The organism is Mycolicibacterium sp. XJ870 (assembly GCF_053483975.1).
The window spans coordinates 1,970,799-1,993,131 of record NZ_JBEFTI010000001.1 but is presented as its reverse complement, the minus strand read 5'-3'; the positions used below and the strand labels follow the sequence as shown (position 1 = coordinate 1,993,131).

At 64.1% G+C, this 22,333-nt stretch carries 18 protein-coding genes; 9 read left to right on the top strand and 9 right to left on the bottom strand.

The genetic code is table 11. From position 1 onward, the window contains the following. Nucleotides 1–9: 9 nt before the first annotated feature. A complete protein-coding gene (locus ABQF30_RS09885; protein WP_448462797.1) occupies nucleotides 10–939 on the bottom strand; it encodes an RluA family pseudouridine synthase in 930 nt (309 codons plus the stop codon). Next, complete coding sequence (gene lspA, locus ABQF30_RS09880) at nucleotides 939–1,601, bottom strand: signal peptidase II (RefSeq protein ID WP_448462795.1); 663 nt, start codon at nucleotides 1,599–1,601, stop codon at nucleotides 939–941. The genes ABQF30_RS09885 and lspA overlap by 1 nt, the downstream gene beginning before the upstream one ends. A 115-nt stretch (nucleotides 1,602–1,716) precedes the next feature. Between lspA and ABQF30_RS09875 the strand changes: the two genes are divergently transcribed. Beyond that, the gene (locus ABQF30_RS09875) at nucleotides 1,717–2,178 is read left to right on the top strand and encodes a hypothetical protein (RefSeq protein WP_448462793.1); all 462 of its coding nucleotides are present in this window, start codon (nucleotides 1,717–1,719) and stop codon (nucleotides 2,176–2,178) included. Here the strand turns inward: ABQF30_RS09875 and ABQF30_RS09870 are convergent. Beyond that, a complete protein-coding gene (locus ABQF30_RS09870; RefSeq protein WP_448462791.1) occupies nucleotides 2,160–3,545 on the bottom strand; it encodes a DNA polymerase IV in 1,386 nt (461 codons plus the stop codon). The two genes, ABQF30_RS09875 and ABQF30_RS09870, sit on opposite strands and share 19 nt — an antisense overlap. A 28-nt stretch (nucleotides 3,546–3,573) precedes the next feature. On the opposite strand from ABQF30_RS09870, the gene ABQF30_RS09865 reads away from it, so the two are divergent. Next, complete coding sequence (locus tag ABQF30_RS09865; RefSeq protein WP_448462789.1) at nucleotides 3,574–3,801, top strand: RNA-binding S4 domain-containing protein; 228 nt, start codon at nucleotides 3,574–3,576, stop codon at nucleotides 3,799–3,801. A gap of 12 nt (nucleotides 3,802–3,813) precedes the next feature. On the opposite strand, the gene ileS is transcribed toward ABQF30_RS09865, so the two are convergent. Together ileS and ABQF30_RS09855 are read right to left on the bottom strand one after the other, a co-directional pair. Then, nucleotides 3,814–6,954, bottom strand: coding sequence for an isoleucine--tRNA ligase (gene ileS, locus ABQF30_RS09860; RefSeq protein ID WP_448462787.1), 3,141 nt, complete (start codon nucleotides 6,952–6,954; stop codon nucleotides 3,814–3,816). A 275-nt stretch (nucleotides 6,955–7,229) separates the two neighbouring features. Continuing rightward, entirely contained in the window at nucleotides 7,230–7,796 is a 567-nt protein-coding gene (locus ABQF30_RS09855) for a polyketide synthase (RefSeq protein WP_448462785.1), read from the bottom strand. A 136-nt stretch (nucleotides 7,797–7,932) separates the two neighbouring features. Between ABQF30_RS09855 and ABQF30_RS09850 the strand changes: the two genes are divergently transcribed. The 4 genes from ABQF30_RS09850 to ABQF30_RS09835 all read left to right on the top strand — a co-directional run bounded on the left by ABQF30_RS09850 (nucleotide 7,933) and on the right by ABQF30_RS09835 (nucleotide 11,620). After that, entirely contained in the window at nucleotides 7,933–8,289 is a 357-nt protein-coding gene (locus tag ABQF30_RS09850) for an XRE family transcriptional regulator (protein ID WP_448462783.1), read from the top strand. A 42-nt stretch (nucleotides 8,290–8,331) separates the two neighbouring features. After that, nucleotides 8,332–9,066 (top strand): hypothetical protein, encoded by a 735-nt coding sequence (locus tag ABQF30_RS09845; protein WP_448462781.1) that lies wholly within the window; start codon nucleotides 8,332–8,334, stop codon nucleotides 9,064–9,066. 48 nt (nucleotides 9,067–9,114) lie between these two features. Continuing rightward, the gene (locus tag ABQF30_RS09840) at nucleotides 9,115–9,783 is read left to right on the top strand and encodes a cutinase family protein (RefSeq protein WP_448462779.1); all 669 of its coding nucleotides are present in this window, start codon (nucleotides 9,115–9,117) and stop codon (nucleotides 9,781–9,783) included. A gap of 106 nt (nucleotides 9,784–9,889) precedes the next feature. Then, nucleotides 9,890–11,620 carry an AMP-binding protein gene (locus ABQF30_RS09835; RefSeq protein WP_448462777.1) on the top strand — a complete coding sequence of 577 codons (1,731 nt, stop codon included), beginning with the start codon at nucleotides 9,890–9,892 and terminating at the stop codon, nucleotides 11,618–11,620. A 48-nt stretch (nucleotides 11,621–11,668) separates the two neighbouring features. Here the strand turns inward: ABQF30_RS09835 and ABQF30_RS09830 are convergent, their stop codons facing one another. Together ABQF30_RS09830 and stf0 are read right to left on the bottom strand one after the other, a co-directional pair. Next, nucleotides 11,669–13,087 (bottom strand): condensation domain-containing protein, encoded by a 1,419-nt coding sequence (locus tag ABQF30_RS09830; RefSeq protein WP_448462775.1) that lies wholly within the window; start codon nucleotides 13,085–13,087, stop codon nucleotides 11,669–11,671. 1,295 nt (nucleotides 13,088–14,382) lie between these two features. Continuing rightward, nucleotides 14,383–15,186, bottom strand: coding sequence for a trehalose 2-sulfotransferase (stf0, locus tag ABQF30_RS09825; RefSeq protein WP_448462773.1), 804 nt, complete (start codon nucleotides 15,184–15,186; stop codon nucleotides 14,383–14,385). 474 nt (nucleotides 15,187–15,660) lie between these two features. Between stf0 and ABQF30_RS09820 the strand changes: the two genes are divergently transcribed. Genes ABQF30_RS09820 through ABQF30_RS09810 form a run of 3 tightly spaced genes read left to right on the top strand, consistent with a single transcriptional unit; the run spans nucleotide 15,661 to nucleotide 17,719 of the window. Continuing rightward, complete coding sequence (locus tag ABQF30_RS09820) at nucleotides 15,661–16,371, top strand: GAP family protein (RefSeq protein WP_448462771.1); 711 nt, start codon at nucleotides 15,661–15,663, stop codon at nucleotides 16,369–16,371. 35 nt (nucleotides 16,372–16,406) lie between these two features. Then, the gene (locus ABQF30_RS09815) at nucleotides 16,407–16,601 is read left to right on the top strand and encodes a hypothetical protein (protein WP_448462769.1); all 195 of its coding nucleotides are present in this window, start codon (nucleotides 16,407–16,409) and stop codon (nucleotides 16,599–16,601) included. After that, the gene (locus ABQF30_RS09810) at nucleotides 16,598–17,719 is read left to right on the top strand and encodes a PE-PPE domain-containing protein (RefSeq protein WP_448462767.1); all 1,122 of its coding nucleotides are present in this window, start codon (nucleotides 16,598–16,600) and stop codon (nucleotides 17,717–17,719) included. Before ABQF30_RS09815 ends, ABQF30_RS09810 begins: the two co-directional genes overlap by 4 nt. Before the next feature lie 17 nt (nucleotides 17,720–17,736). Here ABQF30_RS09810 and ABQF30_RS09805 read toward each other — a convergent pair whose 3' ends face one another. Both ABQF30_RS09805 and ABQF30_RS09800 read right to left on the bottom strand, forming a co-directional pair. Then, a complete protein-coding gene (locus ABQF30_RS09805) occupies nucleotides 17,737–20,757 on the bottom strand; it encodes an MMPL/RND family transporter (RefSeq protein ID WP_448462765.1) in 3,021 nt (1,006 codons plus the stop codon). A gap of 72 nt (nucleotides 20,758–20,829) precedes the next feature. Next, nucleotides 20,830–22,281 carry a condensation domain-containing protein gene (locus ABQF30_RS09800; RefSeq protein ID WP_448462763.1) on the bottom strand — a complete coding sequence of 484 codons (1,452 nt, stop codon included), beginning with the start codon at nucleotides 22,279–22,281 and terminating at the stop codon, nucleotides 20,830–20,832. Nucleotides 22,282–22,333 lie beyond the last annotated feature (52 nt).

Genomic DNA, 22,333 nt, shown 5'->3' with positions numbered 1-22,333 from the left:
GGTGTTCGCTCACAGCTCGTGACGGCGCAGTTTGTCGAGTGCGTGCTGGAGGTCGGCCGGGTACGGGCTGGTGATCTCGACGCGGCGCCCGTCGGCAGGGTGGGCAAAGGCCAACGATCGCGCATGCAACCATTGCCGTTCCAGCCCGAGCTTTTTCGCCAGTGTCGGGTCGGCGCCATAGGTGAGATCGCCGCAGCAGGGGTGATGCAGCGCGGCAAAGTGCACGCGGATCTGGTGGGTGCGCCCGGTCTCCAGTTCGATGTCGAGAAGGCTGGCCGCCTGGAACGCCTCGATGGTGTCGTAGTGGGTGACGCTGTGCCTGCCGTCCTCGATGACCGCGAACTTCCAGTCGTGGCCGCGGTGCCGGCCGATCGGTGCGTCGATGGTTCCGCTCGACGGATCAGGGTGTCCCTGAATCAACGCGTGATAGCGCTTCTCCATGGTGCGCTGCTTGAACGCTCGTTTGAGTACCGTGTACGCCCGCTCCGACAGCGCGACGATCATGACGCCGGAGGTGCCCACGTCGAGTCGGTGCACGATGCCCTGACGCTCGTGGATGCCCGACGTGCTGATCCGGTATCCGGCGGCCGCCAGCCCACCCAGCACGGTCGGCCCATGCCAGCCGACCGTTGCGTGCGCCGCGACCCCGGGCGGTTTGTCGACAGCGACGAGATCGTCGTCCGAGTACAGGATCGCCATGCCCTCGATGTCGACCGGGGTGTTCTCGACGGGTGCCGGGGCCTCCGGCAGTCGGACCTCCAGCCACGCCCCGGCGACCAGCTTGTCGGACTTGCCGGCCGGTGCGCCGTCGAGGTCGACCCCGCCTGCCTCTGCCAGTGCCGCCACCACGGTGCGGGACAGGCCGAGCAACCGGGCCAACCCGGCGTCGACCCTCATCCCGGCCAGTCCTTCCGGGACCGGCATCGACCGGGTCGCCACTATGACGGCTCGGCCTGGCGGCCGACCGCGCTCGGATCGTCGGAGGCCGGGGCGGTGTCATCGGCCGGCGGGTCCGGCGCCTGCCCTTCCCCGCCGGACGAGGTGTCCGGTCGACGGCGGCCGACGGTATCGAAGTCGAAGCCGAACAACGAGAGTGCCACCAGCAGGATCGCCCCGCACACCACGGCCGGATCGGCCACGTTGAACACCGGCCACCAGCCCACGGAAAAGAAATCCACCACGTGGCCGTGCAGCGGGCCGGGCGACCGGAAGAATCGGTCGATCAGGTTGCCCGTCGCGCCGCCCAGAATCATGCCGAGCCCGAGCGCCCACCATGGCGACACCAACCGGCGCCCCATCCAGACGATCCCGATCACCACACCGGTGGCGATCAGCGTCAGAACCCACGTGTAACCCGTGGCCATGGAGAACGCGGCCCCCGAGTTGCGCACCAACGTCCAGGTCACGGTGTCGCCGATGATGGACACCGGCTGACCCGGCGTCAGTAGCCGAACCGCAAGCACCTTGGTCACGACGTCGACGAGCAGCACCACTGCGGCGACTGTGAGTAACAGGCGCAGCCGCCGCCGTGGTGCGGGGGATTTTGCGTCCCCGGGTGCGTCGGTTACCGGCTCGGCCGGGCCTGACGTTTCATCAGTCACTCCCCCATCATCCCAAACAGCCGGTGCAGGACAATGTGGCCTGTGCTCCAGCCCGCGAACCGGCCCGCCGACGTCGTCGACCAGTGGGCTTGACCGAGTCGGTTCAATGGAAAACATGCGGTATCGCAGCGCGACGTTCATCGCGGCCGGGATAGTGGCCTTCGCGGCCACCCCGACTGCCGCTGCCGAGCCGCCACCAGGAGCCGACGCGATCGACCGCTTCCCGATCGCCCAGGGCAATTACACTTCGCCGACCGACTTCTACTGGGTGTTCTTCAAGACTCCCGACGGCCGGGCATGCGGGATCGGGCCCAACGGCGGCCCCGTCGGTTGTGACGCCGTGCCGATGGACGCGCCGCCGGGCACCAACCAGACCGTGGTCACCAGCGGATCACCGGCCGCCTACCGGTTCTCCGACAATCCGTCGTTCACCCGTGACGTCGACGTCCTGGCCGAAGGGCACCGGTTGGAGAACTGGGGCGCCAGCTGCGGGGTCGGCTACCAAGGCACGGTGACGTGCAAAACCTATGGGCACCACGGGTTTACAGTTGCCGGTGGCTACGGCGTGCTCTGGTAGTCCGTCAGTCCGCTGAGGTAATCGGCCCAGTCCAGACTGTCGACCGGATCGGCCAGGCGGAACCCGGGAGTTTCCTCGCCGAAGGTGCGTGCCGGCCCCGGTCCGGACGCCCTGGTCTCGAACCGCACGGTCATGACCCCGTGTCCGGCTCCCTGGACCCAGCCGTGCCCGTGGTCGGGGTGCACCACGTCGTCTCCGATACGCCATATCGAATGTGCGGCCGGGGCGGCCGGGGCGGCCGGGGCGGCCGGCTCGGCTGAGGACGCCGACTGTTGAGTGTCCGACACCTCCTGCAGCTGCTCCAGATCCGGAAACAGCGATTCTTGCCTGGTGTCGGAGAGTCCCGCAAACCCGACGCCGACAAGACGAATCGGGCCGACTTCGACGGGGTCGAGCAACAGTCGCCGGGCGGTTCCGATCAGGGTGGCGGCCTCGGTGGTGGCATAGGCCAGCGTGGCGGAACGGGTGAGGGTGCTCATATCGGACTTCTTGAGCTTGACCGTGACAGTGCGTGCGCCGCGGCCGTCTTTCTCCAGGCGCCGATGCGCGTGTTCACCGATCGGGCCGATGGCGTCCTGCAGCTGGGCCAGCGTGGTGAGGTCTTCCGGGAACGTCGATTCCGCGCTGATCTGTTTGGCTTCCGCGCGTTCTGCGACGGGCCGGTCATCGATGCCGCGGGCAAGCCGGTGCAGTGCGGGCCCAATGGTTGTGCCGAGCACGCTGGCCGCTTCGGCGTCGGACAGCGCCGCGAGCGAACCGACGGTGGCGATGCCGAGCCGGTGCAGTTTCTCCTCGGCCACCGGCCCTATCCCCCACAGCCGTCGCACCGGCAACCCGTCGAGCAGCACCGCCTCCTCCTCACGGCGGACCACCCGGATTCCGTCGGGTTTGGCCAGACCGGAGGCGATCTTGGCGATCTGCTTGCCCGAACCCGCTCCGACCGATGCCACCAGACCGGTCTGTTCGGCCACCTCGGCGCGCAGCCGCTGGCAGAACACCTCGACGTCGGTCGCGGTAGCCCCGACCAGTTCCGCTGGTTCGCCGAATGCTTCGTCGAACGACAGTTGCTCAAGCACCGGGACGATGCTGCGCACGGTCTCCAGTGCGCGACGGCTGGCGACGCCGTAGACCACCCCGCGGGGCGGGAGCACCACCGCGGGGGCGCCCACCAGGCGGCGGGCCTGATGCATCGGCATCGCCGAGCGGGCGCCGTATCGCCGTGCCTCGTAGCTCGCGCCGGCCACCACGCCGCGACCACCCATGCCGCCGACCAGCACCGGTCGGCCGCGCAGCGTCGGCCGGGTCAGCTGCTCGACCGACGCGAAGAACGCGTCCATGTCGAGATGCAGAACCCAGCGCACACCCAAATGCTATTTGCCGTGACATCCTGACCACATGGCGACGCACGTGGACGAGGTGCCGATCAGAGATGCTTCGATCCGGCTGGGCCAGTTTCTCAAACTGGCCGACCTGATCGACACCGGATCGGACGCCAAAACCGTGATCGCAGACGGTCTGGTGACCGTCAACGGCGAGGTCGACCTTCGGCGCGGCAGGCAACTACACCCCGGCGACGAGGTTTCGCTGGGCGGTCGCAGCGCCCGCGTCGTCGCGGGCGGCTGACACCTGGGCGTATCAGGCCTTGGCGATCGCCACCCGAACGCCGTCGCCGATCTCGGCTCCGTCGGTGACATCGGCGAATTCGAAACTGGTGGCCAGGATCTCGCCGGCGATCAGATCTCGGTGCGCGCGTGCCCAGGCGTCATGCTGCGCCGGCACCGACATCCGCACGACGATCCGGTCTGACACCTCCAGCCCGGTCGACTTGCGCAGCTCCTGCAACTCGCGGATCCGGTCCTTGGCCCAACCCTCGGCTTCCAGTTCCTCGGTCACCGTGCCGTCGAGCACCACCAGACCCGCACCGTCCGGCAGCGCCGCAGTCCACTGAATCGTCGGTCGAGCTCCGCTGCGCTCCGTCTCCGGAGGATCGGCCGCCACGAGCTTGGAGGTGTACTCCTCCGGTTGCAGCACCACCGGTCCGGCGGTCAGGGTGCCGTCTGGGTTCACCACGCCCTCCCCCGCCTTGACCGCCTTGATGGCCGCCTGGACGTCCTTGCCGATGCGCGGACCGGCTACCCGGGCGTTCACCGCCAGGTCGAACCGGCCGTAAGCCGGTACGTCGTCCGTGAGCTCGACCTGCTTGACGTTGAGCTCGTCGGCGATCAGATCGGTAAAAGGCGCCAACGCATCCGGATTATTGACTGCCACAGTGAGTTTCGGCAAAGGTAGACGCACTCGGAGCTTCTTGGCCTTGCGCAGCGAGGAACCCACCGAACACACCTCGCGAACCTGGTCCATCGCAGCCACCAGGTCGGGAACCTTCGGCAACACGTCGGCCTCGGGCCAATCGGTCAGATGAACCGAGCGTTCACCGGTCAAACCACGCCAGATCACCTCTGTCGCCAGCGGCAGCAGCGGAGCGGCGAGCCGGCACGTCACCTCCAGCACGGTGTGCAGCGTGTCGATGGCGTCGGCATCCTCCTCCCAGAACCGCGAACGGGACCGGCGCACATACCAGTTCGTCAACGCCTCGGTGAACTGCCGCAACTGGTCACAGGCACCGGAGATGTCGCAGACGTCCAGTGAAGCCGTGAGATCGTCGCGCAGCTGGGCGAGCTTGGCCAGGATGTACCGGTCAAGCACGTTCGCCGAATCAGTGCGCCACGTACCCTTTTTCGGTGCATAGAGCGCCAGGAACGTGTAGGCGTTCCACAGTGGGAGCAGCACTTGGCGCACTCCCTCGCGGATGCCCTGTTCGGTCACCACGAGGTTGCCGCCGCGCAGGATCGGTGACGCCATCAGGAACCACCGCATGGCGTCCGAACCGTCGCGGTCGAAGACCTCGGTCACGTCCGGATAGTTGCGCAGCGACTTGCTCATCTTCTGGCCGTCATTGCCCAACACGATCCCGTGCGACACACAGGTTTTGAACGCAGGCTTGTCGAACAGCGCGGTGGCCAGCACGTGCAGGGTGTAGAACCAGCCGCGGGTCTGGCCGATGTACTCCACGATGAAGTCGCCCGGGAAGTGCGTGTCGAACCATTCGGTGTTCTCGAACGGATAGTGCACCTGCGCGTACGGCATGGAACCCGAGTCGAACCACACGTCGAGCACGTCCTCGATGCGCCGCATCGTCGAGCGCCCGGTCGGGTCATCGGGATTGGGCCGGGTCAGCTCGTCGATGTACGGCCGATGCAAGTTCGTCGGCCGGACCCCGAAGTCGCGCTCCAACTCGTCGAGGCTGCCGTACACATCGACCCGCGGGTAGGCCGGGTCATCGGACTTCCATACCGGAATCGGGGTGCCCCAGTAGCGGTTTCGTGAGATCGACCAGTCCCGGGCGCCCTGCAGCCACTTGCCGAACTGCCCATCCTTGACGTGCTCGGGATACCAGGTGATCTGCTGGTTGAGTTCGACCATGCGGTCGCGGAACTCGGTGACCCGGACGAACCACGACGATACGGCCCGGTAGATCAACGGGTTACGGCATCGCCAGCAATGCGGGTAGGAGTGTTCGTAGGTCTCGTGGCGCAACAGCACCGCGCCGTTGGGGGCCGCCGCCCCGTCGCCGTTCTTCAGGTCACGGATGATCTGCGGGTTGGCGTCGAAGACATGCTGGCCCGCGTAGTCCGGCACGGTGTCGTCGAACCGGCCCTTGGAGTCGACCGGGGTGACGGCCACGATGTCGGCGGTGTCGGCGACGGCCTTGTCGTCCTCGCCGTAGGCAGGCGACATGTGCACGATGCCGGTGCCGTCCTCGGTACTGACGAAATCTGCGGCAAGCACCTGAAAAGCGTTGGGCGAGTCCATGAAATACGGGAACGGCGGCAGGTAGCGCGTACCGATGAGATCCCGTCCGGTGAAGGAGGCCAGGATCTCGGGCTCTTCACCGAGTTCACGGGCATAGGCGGCAAGGCGGGCCTGCGCCAGCACATAACGCCGGCCGTCGGGGGCAGCCACCTCGACGTAGGTGACGTCGGGATTGACAGCGACGGCCTGGTTCGACGGCAGGGTCCACGGGGTCGTCGTCCAGATCAGCACGTGGGCGCCCTTCAGCGGGCCTTCCACAACGGTGAACCCGACCGTCAGCGCCGGATCCTGGCGGCTCTGGTAGACGTCGTCGTCCATCCGCAGCTCGTGGCTGGACAGCGGGGTCTCGTCATTCCAGCAGTACGGGAGCACGCGATAGCCCTCATAGGCCAGGCCCTTGTCCCACAGCTGTTTGAACGCCCAGATCACCGACTCCATGAAGCCCGGGTCCAGCGTCTTGTAGTCGTTGTCGAAGTCCACCCAGCGGGCCTGCCTGGTGACGTAAGCCTGCCATTCGCCGGTGTACTTGAGCACCGAGGCGCGACAAGCGTCGTTGAACTTCTCGATGCCCATCTCTTCGATCTGGGCCTTCTCGGTGATGCCGAGCTGGCGCTGTACCTCGAGTTCGGCCGGCAGCCCGTGAGTGTCCCAGCCGAAGCGACGCTCGACTTTGTATCCACGCATGGTGCGGTAGCGGGGAACGATGTCTTTGACGTAGCCGGTGAGCAGGTGACCGTAGTGCGGCAAGCCGTTGGCGAACGGCGGCCCGTCGTAGAAGACATATTCTTCGGCGCCGTCACGTCGCGCGATGCTGGCGCGGAAGGTGTCGTCGCCGGCCCAGTAGTCCAGGACCTCAAGTTCCCGCTCGGGAAAATTCGGGGCGGCCGGCTTGGGATAAGCGGTCACGTGCGTCTCGTCTCCTGTGCCCTGTGTCGGCTTCCGGCCTCGGAAGCCACGTCTGTTCAGGCACGGGGACGACGCTGCGCAGGTGCGCGAGCGCCGCGGTACCACCCCGCTTGCGCGCGGGAATCCGCGCGCCGCTCAACTATCGGGCGATGACGGGCCCATCCGTTCGGTTCTACTGGGCTATCGCAGCCGTTCTTCCGAAGGCTCCCCGGTGATGGCCGGATCAGCGCCGATGTGTCGATTCTAGTTACTGATGCAAATCAGATAGGCATCGCCTAGCCGGAGGTGACCTCGATCAGGGCCAGCGGAAACTGTTCGGCCAACTCCGCCACTGTGTAACGGTCGAAGCTACGCGCGTCGTATGACCAGTCCACGCGCACGTCGTCATCGGAGCCGCGATGCACGTGGACCGCCAGCACGTGCTGCCCCACTGCCGGCCGAACAGCACCCTCGCTGTATCCGAAGGCCACATCGGCCCTGGAGTATCCGGTGCTGTTGCCGGCGCCCGAACGGGTGGCCGCCAGGAGTTCAGACCCCGACAGCTGACGTTTCGACACGCAGGGAATCGCGACGCAGCAGGGCGCCGCGCTGGTGGCATCCAGTTCCACGACCAGCATTCCGTCGCCGATCGTTCGCGCGACAGTCCGGCCGAGCGCCGCGAGCAGCAGATCTTCGGTGCTGCATCCCAACGCGATCGGTGCGCCATCCAGTTCGGCAGCCAAAACACTGTCGAGGGACTCCGACAGTGTCGTCACGTCGGACGGACGCGGCGGCGCACTGGTGGCGTGATCGGCAATCCAGCAGGTAACGCCCGACACACTGGTCATCAAGGGAGCAGCCATGGGCCCCACCGTAGCCATGATGTCCCAGAAATGGGAGAGGAGTGCCAAAAGTCTGACATCACTGTCAATTTGGGAAGAGAATTGATCGGCATGGTTAGCGGTTCCCGCTTCCAGCAATCGGGTTTATGGTGTTGGGGTGCCGCGCACCGACGAGAATGGCAGGCAGCTGAAAGCCCTCTTGGACTATCTGCTGGACGGCGAGATCGACGCCAAGGCGATTTACACCGCCCTCGGTGTGTCGAGCAGCACCTATTACCGGCGCATCAAAGAAGCCGACTACCCCAATGCCGAGGAGCTGCGACAAGTCGCCGACCGATTCCACCTCAGCTATCCCGACCTGCAGATCAGGTTCGGCCTGATGAGTCGGCAGGAGGTCTGGCACTACATGGAGTCGGCTCCGGTGACGGTGGCGCCGGTCGAGACCGCGACCCGCGTGAGCCGGCCCAAGAAACTCTCGGAGCTGACACCGCGCCCCGATGCCCCACCCCTCTAGTCGAGTGCTTGCCGAACGCAAACCCGCCCGAAGCGAAATCTGATGTCCGTAGCCATACTCATCGCCATCACGTTGCTCTGCATTGCGTGGAGCTTGTGGATCCGGCGTGTCACCTGGACGTGCCGGTGGGAGGTCGCCGCCACCCTCAACATCGCACTTCAGGGCCTGGCAGTGTTGCTGATGTCACCCATTGCGTCCGAAACCATCGGTCAGCTGCTGTATCAGCTGACCGGAAAATGGAACCTCGAGGACTACATCGGCCACGACTGCTACATCGTCGCGGCGTCTGCGGTCGTCTACAACGCGCTGGGCCGGTTGCAGGACGACCACGCGATGCAACAGACGTTCAAGCAGTACGTCGAGCGCCCGGCCACGGTCTGCATCCCGCTGCTGCTGGCCGCGTTCTCGCTCGGCAACGGCGCGGCGATCTACCGACCTGACTTCTTCCAGGTGCCCACCGATTTCTGGCTGAACGTCTACTGGCTGCTGCTCTGCGGCATCCTGATCTATCTCCTCTGTTACGGCGTGCGGGCGATGTTGGTGCTCCGCAAGGATCCACGGTCACGCAAGATCGCCAATATCTACCTGTTCGCCTCGGTCAGCGGGATTCTGGCCTGCGTCGTTCGAGTCGTGACGGCCTTTGTGCCACAGCTCCAGACGATCGAGAACGGCCGGCTGGTATGGATTTTCGCGTGCATCTGTGGCGCCGTGTTCGCGCTGGCGGCGGCGCATTCCTGGCGCATCAAGACGAAGTGGCTGACACCCAGCCGGAACTGACCCGCTGCCGACCCGCCATCGGATGTTCGCGTGTGTGACGATCATCGGGTGTCCAGGAACCGCAGGAAGATCACGGCAACCGGGTTGCTGCTCACCGGCGCCGTTTCGCTCCTTCTGTCCGTCGGGCTCACAGCAAATCAGCCGTTGGCCCATGCCGATTCCTGCCCCGATGTCGAGGTCGTGTTTGCTCGGGGAACTGGCGCTGCGCCCGGTATCGGCGTCGTCGGGCAGGCGTTCGTCGATTCACTGAGGAAGCAGGTGCCGACGAAGACGATCGGGGTTTACGCAGTCGACTATCCCGCGGGCATCGCGTTCAACAACTCCTCGACCCTTGGCGCGAATGACGCCGGCGCACATCTACAAACCATGGTGGCCGAGTGCCCCGGAACCGAGTTGGTTCTGGGCGGCTTCTCGCAGGGAGCGAACGTCATCGAACTCGTCACCGGCACCGAGAGTGCCGCCTGGGGCTACTTCGCGCCGTTGCCCGTCACAGTCGCCGATCACGTCGCCGCCGTCGCACTGTTCGGCAATCCGTCCCGGAAATCCGGCAGAGGTCCGTTCGCGCAGACGAACTCCCTCTATGGATCGAAGAGCATCGACTTGTGCGCGATCGGCGATCCCATCTGCTCGAATGGAGTCAATCTCCCGGTACACGGGGCGTATGTCCAAGTGGGCGCAACGACAGAGGCGGCCGACTTCGTCGCCAGTCGCCTCTAGGGCCGGCAACCCGGCAGCGTGCCCATGTGTAGTGGGTAACCGGTAAGCTCCGATGCGCCTACGCTCGGCTATTCGTTTCCGAGCAGGAGTTTTCGAGAGGGCGCGAATGAGTCAGTCATCCATCCCGGCCGTGTTGCGTGAGCGGGCAAGTCTTCAACCCAACGATGTCGCGTTCACATTTGTCGACTACGAGCAGGATTGGAACGGCGTCGAGCAAACGCTCACCTGGGCTCAGCTATATCGCAGGACTCTGAACCTCGCCCAGGTAATCGGCGCCAACGCCGCCGTCGGCGACCGCGCAGTGATCCTGGCGCCCCAGAGCCTCGACTACCTCATCGCGTTCGTCGCTGCGCTGGAGGCGGGCGTCATTGCGGTGCCGCTCTCGGCGCCACACGGCGGAGCCCACGACGAGCGCACCACATCGGTGATCGACGACACTGCACCCGCGATCATCCTGACCACATCCGCGATGTCGGCAACGGTCAGCGAGTATGCCAATGCGAACGGCCATCAGTCCGTCGTGATCGAAGTGGACAAGCTCGACCTCGATCAGAAGGGCGCACGCCCCGCTCGGGTGCGACGCCCCGAGATCGCCTACCTGCAGTACACGTCGGGTTCAACACGCCGTCCCGCCGGTGTCGAGATCTCACATGGAAACCTGTCCACCAACTTCGAGCAGATGATGGCCGCATTCTTCGGCGATCATGGAAACGTGGCGCCGCCGGACACCACATTCGTGTCGTGGTTGCCCTTCTATCACGACATGGGCCTGATGCTTGGCATCTGTGTGCCGATTCTCGGTGGCATTCGAACGGTCTTGACCAGCCCTGTCGCCTTTCTGCAGCGCCCGGCCCGATGGATGCAACTGCTGGCCGCTCATCCCAGAACTCTGTCCGCCGGGCCCAATTTCGCATTCGAACTGGCGCTTGCACGCACGTCGGACGAAGACATGGCCGGTCTGGATCTCGGCAACGTGATGTATTTGATGAGCGGCGCAGAACGGGTCCATGCAGCGACTGTGCGGCGCTTCACCGACCGCTTTGCGTCCCTGAACTTCCCCGCCGCGGCCATTCAACCGTCATACGGTCTCGCGGAGGCCGTGGTGTACGTGGCGACACGTAAGCCGAGCGAGCCACCGCTCATCGTCAATTTCGATCCGGACAAGTTGTCGGAAGGCCACGCCGTTTCGACCGAAACCTCAAGTGGCAGCCCGCTTGTCGCATACGGCCTACCGACGTCGCCCATTGTGCGAATCGTCGACCCGGATACCCGAACCGAGCGACCGGACGGTGCCACGGGCGAAATCTGGGTGCACGGCAACAATGTCGCACTGGGCTATTGGCAGAAACCCGAGGACAGTGAACGGGTGTTCCGGGCAACGATGGACAACCCTTCCGAAGGAACACCCGAGGGCCCGTGGCTGCGCACCGGCGATTTGGGCTTCGTGGCAGACGGGGAACTCTACATCTTGGGCCGCATCAAGGATCTGCTGATCGTGTACGGCCGCAATCACTCCCCTGACGACATCGAGGCGACCGTTCAGGAGATCAGCCGCGGCCGGGTGGCTGCCATATCCGTGCCGGATGACCGAACGGAACATCTTGTGGTGATCATCGAACACAAGAAGCGCGGCGACTCCGAAGTGGAAGCCCTGGAAAGGCTGGATTCCGTCAAACGGGAAGTCACGTCGGCGATTTCGAAATCACACGGGCTCAAAATCACCGACCTGGTGATGGTTCCGCCGGGATCCATCCCGATCACAACCAGCGGTAAGGTGCGCAGAGCATCCTGCGTCGAGCAGTACCGCCAGGATGAGTTCGCACGACTGGACGCTTGAGACGACGCCGGGGCGGGTCCTGACCTGCCCCGGCGCCTGCGAAAACCTTTATACGGCGACGTTCTGGGCGTAGGCGGTGCTCGGCCGGCCGTCAGCGACGCGTACGTATACCGATCGCATGGTCTCGATGAACTGGCTGACCGACTTGCGGGCAGTCGAGTTTCCCGGGAACAACGCGGTCACCACCGTCTCGTTCTTCAGCCGCGTCACCCACATCGAAACTTGGTGTGACGCACGGCCTTCGTTGTAAATCTGGAAGTTCAGATCAGAGCTCGCGACGGTGGACAGGGGTGCGATGCTGGCGTCCAGGAACGACATCACGAAGTTGCCGGGCCGAGGACTCTTGACTCCCCGATTCGGTGGGGCCAGCTGCATGACCCTGTCGAAGGGCACCTTGGCGAGCTGGGTGTCCGAGTCGAACGAATCCTGGGCCGCTCGTGCGGCATCCGGGAAAGACATCGACGGGACCGGGACGCTCACCGGGACGAGGCCGGTGAACCAACCTGTGGTGACCAGTTCCGTCGGGGTCGTGCGAGTGTCGGTGGGGGTGATCACATAGAAGGAGTCCGCGCCGGTGAGTTCCCGCTTGGCCAGCGCCGCACACGCGAACACACCACCGCTGAATCGAGCTCCGCCTGCAACACAAGCAGTTTCGAACCGCTCGGTCTGGCTCGAGTCGAGCACCGTGACGGTCATCGTGTCACCATCACACGGCACAGACAGATCGCCGAGAGGCAACGGGAATGCCGGCAGGGTTCCGTCATTGTTCGCCGCGAAGTCGAGCCACGCGCGAATCTCCGGGGATTCCGCGGTGAGTGCTGCTGTGTAGTCGCGTTGCCGCAGGCAGTACTCCTCGTAGCTGCCCGCCTGCGGAAGTTGTACTGGCGCAGCGCCTTGTACCAACGCGCCGTACATCATGTAGATCTCGCCGAACAGAACCCCCATGATCATCGGATCGATGTAGAGGTGAGCGATGCTGGCATAGAACGTGAAGTGATCCCGACGCTGGATCACCCCGAAGCGGAAGCCATCCCAGTGCCGCGGATCCGGTGTTGTCAGGATGTGTTCGCGCAATTCGGCAGCGCTCAGATCGCCGTGCCGCTGCGGCGCCACCGCGATATCCGCAGGATCGCCGATGGTGTGGCGAACGATGCGCTCAGGGTCGTCGAACTCGAACCAACTGCGATAGGTGTCATGGCGGCGAAGGTGGGTGTTGAGAACGTATGTCATCGCTCGAACGTCACACTTGCCGGGCATATCCCACGTGAAGATCATCAGCCGGGACATATCGAGCCCACGCGCGGCGTGGTCGGCGAAGCGGCGTAAGTGCTGTGTCTGTTGATAGCTCGGCGGGACAGCGTTGACCGGTGCCTTCTTCGCCTTGGCGCAGGACGCGGGCGACGCATGCCAACACACGACAGAACCCGTGCTCGGTTCCCACTCGTCAATCGTCGCTATCCCAAACACACAGCCTCCTTCGAACAGGCATCCAAACGACCGGCGCACATGCCCGACAGGCCGGGGGCCGCACCATGCCGCTGCAGGCCCACGACGACTCTTCGCTCAGCAGATGTCAGCAGGGACACCGATCTAGCCATCTGATCCGGCACGTGCCAGCCTCTGCCTCTCCTGCTGTTCCGTGGATCCACGCACTTCGTTGTGGCGCGAAGTTCTCACTGTGTCACACCTAACCAGAGGACTATAGAATTTGGGAGCCTACAGGCTGTTGCTTGCGTCGATGTTACGTAGGGTTCGCGACGGCATAGCGAGCGGGCGTTCGGACCGAATCGTGTTTGCCCCGCATAAATGACAACTCCGGTTCTCAACTTCGGCCCATTACATCTGGCACCAGAAATTGTGGCCGCCCGCCGACGACGCCGGTCCGATCCGGGCAAAGCAGGGCTCTGAGCACCGGCGATCGACCGCACCCCCGCGCGTACTGCGCCACCAAGCCCTTTTCCCGGAACTGTCGACCAATTCAGTCGTCGACTGACATGCATATAGCAGGAGAGCAGGATTGAGAATCCCCTACGCCATTTCGACTCGTTCACGAATAAGCGGCAGGAGAAATTCTCGATCATTGGCACAGCCAATTCCACGGTGGGCAATACGAGTGGAAGCAATTGAGTGTGTACGCCGCGGCGCAAGGACACATAGTGCGCACCTTCGGGCGGAAATAGAATTCGGCCGGCGGAGTGAAGTACGAATACGTACCGTGCCGCGTGGCCTGACAAAACATCCCTGTCGCGGACACACCCCACACCACTTTGCTACTGGGCCTCCTCCACGGGCTAGCCACAGCACCGCTGGGCGCGAATACTCGTCGGTCCTGTGCCAGACCTGACACGGCCGCGATTGCGGGTGCCATGTCTGATCGCCATCGAATCCTCGCCGCCGCAACAGCGAGAATCACGTTGATTCGCACCCTGGCGGAGTTCGTCCGGACATGCCCGAGTGTCGTTCATCGGCCTCCAATGAAGGCATTTCGAGGACAACTCGAATATGCGTTCCCGAAGCAAGGGAGCCGAAGACGTCGGGACCGCGGGCCGACGGCGCCGGCATGAACCGAGAATGGGAGCACAGAATTGCGCAGAGAATGCGCACCGCACAGCCAGTCGCGTGACGCCAACGTCAAATATCGTTTCCCGCTGTCGGCCACGTCCGGCGCGCTGTACATCGACGTTCGCGCAACGGCCACAGAGCAATTCGGCAAAGATGTGCCGGATCCGGCAAGTGGCTTCCGCTGCCAGTTCGCAGCAGGATCAGGTCGGCAGGCCTTGCTTTTCGGCATCGGCCCGGTACAGATTCGCCCACTCGTCCGAGCGGCGATCAGCTTGCCGTTCCAACACCGGATCCGGCGCCAACCGTGGATCAAGCCCGAGCGCAGACATCACGGAACCGGCCACACCCGTGAAATCGCTGCACAGTACGGGATATGCGACGTCGATGGGAGTGATGTCCTCCTCGGCGAACCAGCCGCGCCAACCTTCCTCCTGCGCGCGCAGCATGCGCACCAGGTGGGCGATCGCGCCGGCGTGATACTGGGCGTGCGCGTCGCGGATGGGCTCCGGTTTTCCCCGCCAGACCTTGGTCTGCACAGCACGCCAGAACGACACCGCCTGCGACACCACGTCAGGGCGATGAACATGCACGAATATCGGTTCCTCGCCGAGCACATCGCGGATCGCAGCCCGCAGCCCGTCCCCCGACCGGTCAGGAAGATCCTTGGCGCGGTTGAGCAGCAACGAGGTCTGATTCCACATCAACTTGCCGCCCCAAACTCCGTTGGGAGTTCTGCCCACCGTGCGGACGTAGTCCCGCCAGATCTGGGCCGGGGCAAGGTCTGGTGTTCCAGGATCGAACGGATCGAGCAGGCGCAATATCGAGTCGTCCTCGACGCCGGCGAACCATTCTCGCGGCTGCGGAGCCCGACTCGTCCACGGTTGATACTGGAAGTACTCCTCGGGATCTCCGGCAAGTCCGGTTGAGCGCAGCGACTCGACCAGCAGGGTGCTGCCGCTGCGCTGGGAGGCCAGGACCAGATATGAGGACGGATTATCCGACACAACGAACCGCCGCAACCGAGCGTGCGACGCCCATGCTTCTACTTTGGTGTGGCATCACGTTTTGACGGCATCGTGATTGCTCTTGCCACCATCAACGCACGATATGCGCAGGTCTTCGCCGAACACTCGTCTCCTTCATCCGCATTGGCACATGCGCAACTCCCCGAGAGCGCGACCGGACCGCAAACCACCCTAGGGCAGCAACCAGAATCTCGCCCAACCCTCGATCGAACTTTCCGCCGTCTTTGTCGGCACCGCACGGTGAGCGCAACGAATTCGACGTTGCACGAACGGCTTCCGCTGCAGGTGGCCATTGGGCTCGTACGCTGGACAAACCATGTGAAGGCGCACCGAATGCGCTCTCACAGCGTCACAGGCGTGCGAATCCCGCAACTGTGTTGCGGTCCGAAGGTTCATTCGTACCGTTTGGCAACATAAGGCACGTCGCCGAGCCGGAGGGTACGGTGCTTGCTCATGTGGGCAACCGTGTTGGTCATGGCCTTCGCGGTGATCTTCGAACCGATTCGCATCGGACTCGCTGTCCTGATGCTCAATCGGCCGCGCCCTCTGCTGCAACTGCTGGCGTTCCTGTGCGGCGGTTTCACCATGGGAATGGGTGTCGGCCTCATCGTCCTGTTCCTCCTGCGTTCCACGCCCCTGGCGGCAGGACGCTTCACGCTCCCGTCGGTGCAGATCACCGTCGGTGTCATCGCTCTGCTGGTTGCTGCGGCGCTGGCCTCGAACATCTCGATGAGCAGGCTTCGCCGGCGCCCGGCGGTCGCCGCCGGACCGGCAGTGATTTCACCCGAGGCGGATCCGACAAGGCGCCGCGATCACATGTCGACCCGACTGCGCCGGTTACTGGCGGGTGATTCACTGTGGGTCGCGTGGGTGAGCGGCCTTGGAACCGCATTGCCGTCAGCGAATTTCATGGGCGCAATGGCGGTGATCCTGGCCTCCGGTGAGACTCCGGTCGCCCAGGCCCAGGCACTGCTGCTGTTCAATATCGTTGCCTTCACCCTGGTCGAGATTCCGCTGATCGCATACATCGCCGCACCCAAGAGAACTCAGACACTGCTGTCGTCGCTGCACGAATGGCTGCAGAAGCGACCACGGCGCGACATGGCCGTCGTGGTCGCCGCTGGGGGATGTCTGATGCTGGCAATGGGGCTTGTACACCTGTAACGGCGACGTTCCGGCCCTGACCGCTGTACCCCGCTGTGCCGACGAAGTTTGCTGAAACTGTCGATGTCGAAATCCCGCCCGATTCGGCGCATCTCACCTCCGGGCACCTCGACCACGACGGCCCGTCCGTTGACGACGAGGACTCGATCCTGCTGCTCGTACAGGTTACGATCACCAAGACGCGGATGTGCCGGGCGATTGCCGTTGCCCGCTGGCAGGAGGATGTATGAACAGACTGTTCGTGGCGGCCGTCGCCGCGGGAATGGTCGGTTCGCTGACCACCTTCGGCACCGCTGTGGCGTCGGCGGAGACAGCGTTCATCGTTCCGGGCACAGCGCCGTCACCGTATCCCGCTCTGCGCGCGTTGTATCACTTCGATCCGGAGACCCGAACGGCAATCGGCGCAAACTACTACGACAGCGCCGGCGCGACGCGTGAAGTCGTTCCGTACCCGGGGAGCCTGTGGCCGATCACGGGTGAGAACTCGCTGACGCTCGGGCAGTCCGTCAATGAGGGCACCAACAATCTGGACACACGAATTCGCAACACGGACGGCAGTGTCACCGTGACCGGACTGTCGCAGGGTGTACTGGCGCTCAACGCCGAGCAGGCGCGCCTCGCCAACGACCCCACCGCTCCGGCCGCCGACGAGCTGACCTTCGTCAAAACCGGCAACCCCGATCGCCTGTTCACCAAGTGGTTCCGACCCGGCACCACTGTCCCGGTTCTCGATTACACCGTCCCGACCCCGGTGGAGAGCCAGTACGACACCGTGGAAGTCGTTGCCCAGTACGACATCTTCAGCGATCCGCTGGATCGACCCGGAAACCTCTTGGCGCTTGCCAACGCAGTGGTAGCCGGCGGCACCGACCACACCGCGACCGCATTCTCGAATCCCGCAGGCGCCCCGCCGCAGAACGTGACAGTGACCACCAACAGCCGAGGTGCCACCACCACAACCTATTTCTTTCCGGCAGAGCAACTTCCGCTGATCGAATACTTGAGTCAGAACGGAAGCATCTCACCGGGAGCGGCTGCCGAGCTCAACCGAGTCCTGACGCCGATGGTCAATCGCGCCTACGGCCCGCCACCGCCCCCGGCGCAACCGGGAGTGCAACTGGCAGACCTTCGCGGTATCAACCCCGGCAACATCGCCACCCCGATCTCGGTTCCGATCAACGCCGTTTCGACCGCCACCAATGTTGCCTCCAACGCCGTCAACGCGGTCAACATCGCAAACCAGGCGCGCAAACTGCTTCCCAAGAACGGCATTCAGTTGCCGAAGAAGGGTATTCCGCTGCCGAAGAACGGAATTCCGCTACTGCCGAAGGGCAAGAAGAAGCGCTGACGGCCACCGCGCCTCGGTCAGTGGCCGTGCCCCGGACCCACTGCGTCTGCGCGTGACGGCCACCAGTTGGCCTTCCCGACCAATGTCGCTGCGGCGGGCACTGTGATGGTCCGCACCAGGAACGTGTCGATCAGCAGTCCCACACCGACCACGAATCCCGACTGCACCATGGTGCTGATGCTGCTGAACACCAGGCCGAACATCGTGGCGGCGAAGATCAGCCCGGCCGCGGTGATCACGCCGCCCGTCGCCCCGACCGTACGGATGACACCGAGTCGCAGACCAGGTCCGGACTCCTCGCGGATCCGCGATATCAACAGCATGTTGTAGTCGGCTCCGACCGCCACCAGGATGATGAACGTCAATCCCGGTACGCTCCAATGCAATTCCTGCCCCAATAGGAACTGGAAGAATAGAGTGCCAACTCCCAGGGCCGCCAGGTATGAGATCACCACCGACAGGATCAAGTAGATCGGCGCCACGACCGCCCGCAGAAGCAAGACCAGGATCAGCAACACCACCAGGATGGTCACCACCACGATGAACCGAATGTCGTGGTTGTAGAAGTCGCGGGTGTCTCGAAGTACCACGGGGAACCCCACCACTGACACAGAGGCATCCGCCAGTTCGGTATTCGGTTGTGCCCCACGGGCGGTGTCCATGATGGCGTTCACCTGGTCCATCGCCTCGACGCTGAACGGGTTCAGATCCGTCTGAAGCAGGTATCTGACCGAGTGCCCGTCGGGTGAGATGAAGAGCTGCGCTGCCTTTTTGAAATCCTCGACACCGAAACTTGTTGGCGGAACATAGAATCCGGCCATCGCCGGAGTGTCGGCATCCTGTTTGAGAGTCATCAGGAACGCCGACGCCTCCGCGAGGCTGCCGCTCATCTTCAGGGTCTCGCCCACCAGCTGCTGCACGCCGTCAGCCACCTGCCGGCTGGCGTCTGCCAGCTTGTCGGCCCCGTCCGCCACGCTGGACAACCGCGAGTCGACACCACTCGGATTGTTCAATCCCAACGAACGCATCGCAGTCGACGCCGTGTCGATAGCACGCCGCAATCCCGCCGTCGTGCTCTCCAACGACTGTGCGGCCTGCGTGGATTGCAACTGCCGGCCCAGCTCAGCGAGTCGGTCGAATGTCCCGTCGGTGCGCGCCACAGACAGCCGCACCAACTGATCTCGGGCGGTGACACAACCGGGGTCGGCATCGCACACAGGGCTCGCGTTCAACGCATTGAGCACCGGCGCGATCCATTCGAAGCTCTGCGACAGGTTGGTCACGTTCACCCCGATGGACTCGCCCAGCGACCGCATGTTGGCGACGAACTTGGTCGCGTTGTCGAGATCACGGAGCGTCTTGCTGCCACCCAGGGTGTTCTGGACTGCGGAGAGCGTGTCGAGCATGCCCCGGGCTCGGGTGATCGCCTGGTTCACCTGTCCTCTAACCGTGCTGAGGCTGTCGGCGAGCTCATCGGCCCCGGAGTTGAGCCGGGTGAGATCTTGTGTCCGCTCGACGATCTGCTCGGATCCCGCGCCGAGCTGCTTGCCCACCTCGCCAGCCTGATATGAGACCTTCGCCTGCTCCAGCGGCTCGCCTGTGGGACGGGTGATGCCCCGGACCGGTCCCATTCCCGGCAGCTGGTTGACCCGCTGGGCCATCTGTTCGAGGTCGGCAAGGGCCTGCGGTTCGCGGAGGTCTTTCGTGGAGTTGATGACCAGGTACTGGGGAATGATTGAGTTCAGCGGGAAGTGCTGTTCCAGCGCGGCGTATCCCAACGAACTGGTCGCGTTGGCGGGCAGTGCCTTGCGATCGTCGTAGTTGTACGACGTCACCAGGACGAAGCCGGACAAGATGGCCAAGATGATCAGGCTCGCCATCAGATGAGCCACCGGCCTACGCACGATCCGGACACCGGAGCGTCGCCAGAATTGGGTCGTGAGATCGCGTCGCGGCGCGATCCAACCCCGACGTCCCACGATCGTCAAGACCGCGGGCAGCAGTGTCACCGCTCCCAAGAACGCCACTGTGATTGCTATGGCGAGAGCCGGTCCCACAGAGGAGAAAAGCGCGAGTTTGGTGAACGACATGCCGAGGAATGTCACAGCGACGGTGGCCGCGGACGCCGCGATCACTTTGCCGATGGATGTCAGCGCGTTTCGGACCGCGTTGTCGGAGTTCTCACCCAGGCGCAGGTAATCGTGATATCGACTGATCAGGAACACGGCATAGTCGATGCCTGCGCCCACCATCATGCCGCTCATGAACACGATCGTCTGGTTGGCGATGCCCAGACCCAACAACGCCGCACAGGCCACCACGGCCTGCGCCACCACCACGGCGACGCCGATCGACGCCAGCGGCACCACCATGGTCACCGGGTTGCGATAGATGATCAGCAGAATGAACAGCACCAGGATGGTGATCGCGAGTTCGATCACCTTGAGGTCCCGCTCCCCCACGACGTTCAGATCGGCCACGGTGGCCGCGGGACCCGTCATGTGCGGGGTCAGGGTGGTTCCGGTGACTTCGCGCTCGACCACCTCGGCGACCCGTGCGTAGGCCTCTTTCGACTGTGGTGTGCCGAGGGTGCCGGGCAAGGTGATCGGCAACAGCCACGCCTTGTTGTCCTTGCTCGTCATCACCTCGCGCAGCGGCGGTGCGCTCAAAAAGTCCTGCAGCTTTGTCACGTCGCCGGTGTCGCGTTGCAACGCGTCGACGAGTTTTCGGTACACCGCCTCGTCGGACTGGCTCAGAACGTCGTCGTTGGTCAAGACGACCACGACGAAACTGTCCGTCCCGGATTGTTGGAAGGCCGTCAGCATCTGCTTGCTGGCGACCATCGCCGGAGCGTCGTCAGGAAGGATTGCGACCGGCCGTCTTTCGGCCATTTCCTTCAACGTCGGGGACACGGCAGGCAGGCATACCGCAAGGGCGAGCCACAGCGCGATCACGAGCCAGGGGAACCGCACGATGACGTCGCCGAGACGGGCGAAGACACCGATGCCTGCGTCGGCCGGATCCCTTCGCCGCGCCACTCGAAACCGCCTGATAACTCTGCTGACCCTCAAAATAGTACGCCGACGTGCTCTTGCATCCAGTTGCACTGGTCAGTGCACGGGGTGGCGCGCAGCCCCGTTTCGACTAGCAGGCACCATCGACTCACGGCCTCCGGTGACACGGTCGCAGACCTGTCGAAGTGCAGCCACGTATCGGTCGACAGAGTCTCGGGCCACCGGATTCTTGGGGAAAACGACGGTTGCGAAGGTCTCGTTGAACCGACCGACAAGGGTGCTCAGCGGATAGGTGACCCGGCCATCGCTCAGCGTGGCGATCCTGACGCCGTCCTGCAGATTGGTGAGCAGCGGTGCCATCGGACCGGAACTGGCGTCGAAGAAGTTCAACATCGGGAACAGCGGCCGCGGCGGCACCAGGTGCGGCGCCAGCTCGACAACCCGCTCGAACGGCACCATCGCCGCGGATCTGCCGGTATCGAAGTCATGTTGGGCGGCGCGGATGCTGTCGGTGAACGAGGTACCGGCGACGGGTACGACGACGGGTATCAGACCGGTGAACCAACCCTGTGTCGTCAACTCCTCCGGCGTACGCGTATCGATCGGCGTCAGCCCGTAGTAGGTCTCGAGCCCGGTCAGTTCGTGGAGGGCATGAGCCACCAGTGCGAACAGCCCGCCGATGAAGCGGGAACCAGCCGCCACACAAAGGTCTTCGAATCGCTCGGTCTGCTGCCGATCCATCAGCTTCACCGCCACGAGATCGCCACCAGTAGAAGCAGATCCGTCATCGAGCGGCAGCGGGAACACCGGAAATGTCCCATTGTTCTTCTCTGCGAACGACATCCAGGTCTGCACTTCTGGTGTATCGAGCGTGAGTGAGGACGTGACCTCACGCTGCCGCAGGCAGTACTCGTCGTAGCTGCCCGCATCGGGAAGCTGCAGCGGCGGCGCACCGGAGATCAGGGCGGAGTACATCGCCTGGAATTCCAGCAGCCCGACGCCGACGAACTGGCCGTCGACATGGAGGTGGTCGATGCTGGACCAGAACGTGAACATGTCCTCACGTTGGATCACCCCGAACCGAAAGCTGTCCCACTGCAACGAATCCGGCGTAGCCACCACGTGACTGCGCAGTTTCTCGGCGTCGGACGAACCGTGACGCATGGGCACGAATTCGATGTCGGCGGGATCGGTGAGGGTATGCCGGACAACGGTGTCCCCGTCGTCGGCTCGGCGGTAGTCGAACCAGCTTCGATAGGTGCTGTGGCGCCGCAGGTGTGCGTTGATCACGTACGTCATCGCCCGGATGTCGCAGCGGCCCGGCATATCGCAGGCAGCGATGAACAGGCGCGAGTGATCAACTCCCCGGCTGCCCTGATCGACGAAACTGCGCAAGTGCCGCGTCTGTATGTAGCTCGCGGGCACCGGGCTCTCCGGCGCCTGAAGCGCTTTGGCCACAGCGGCCTCAGTCGGCTGCCAGGAAATCAGCGAACCCGGCTCAGGTGACCATTCTTCGATAGATGCGATCTCTACTGGGCCTAACAGCATTCGCGACTCCCGAGGTCCGGCCCCCGCCGAATGGTCATCAACGCCTCACAGC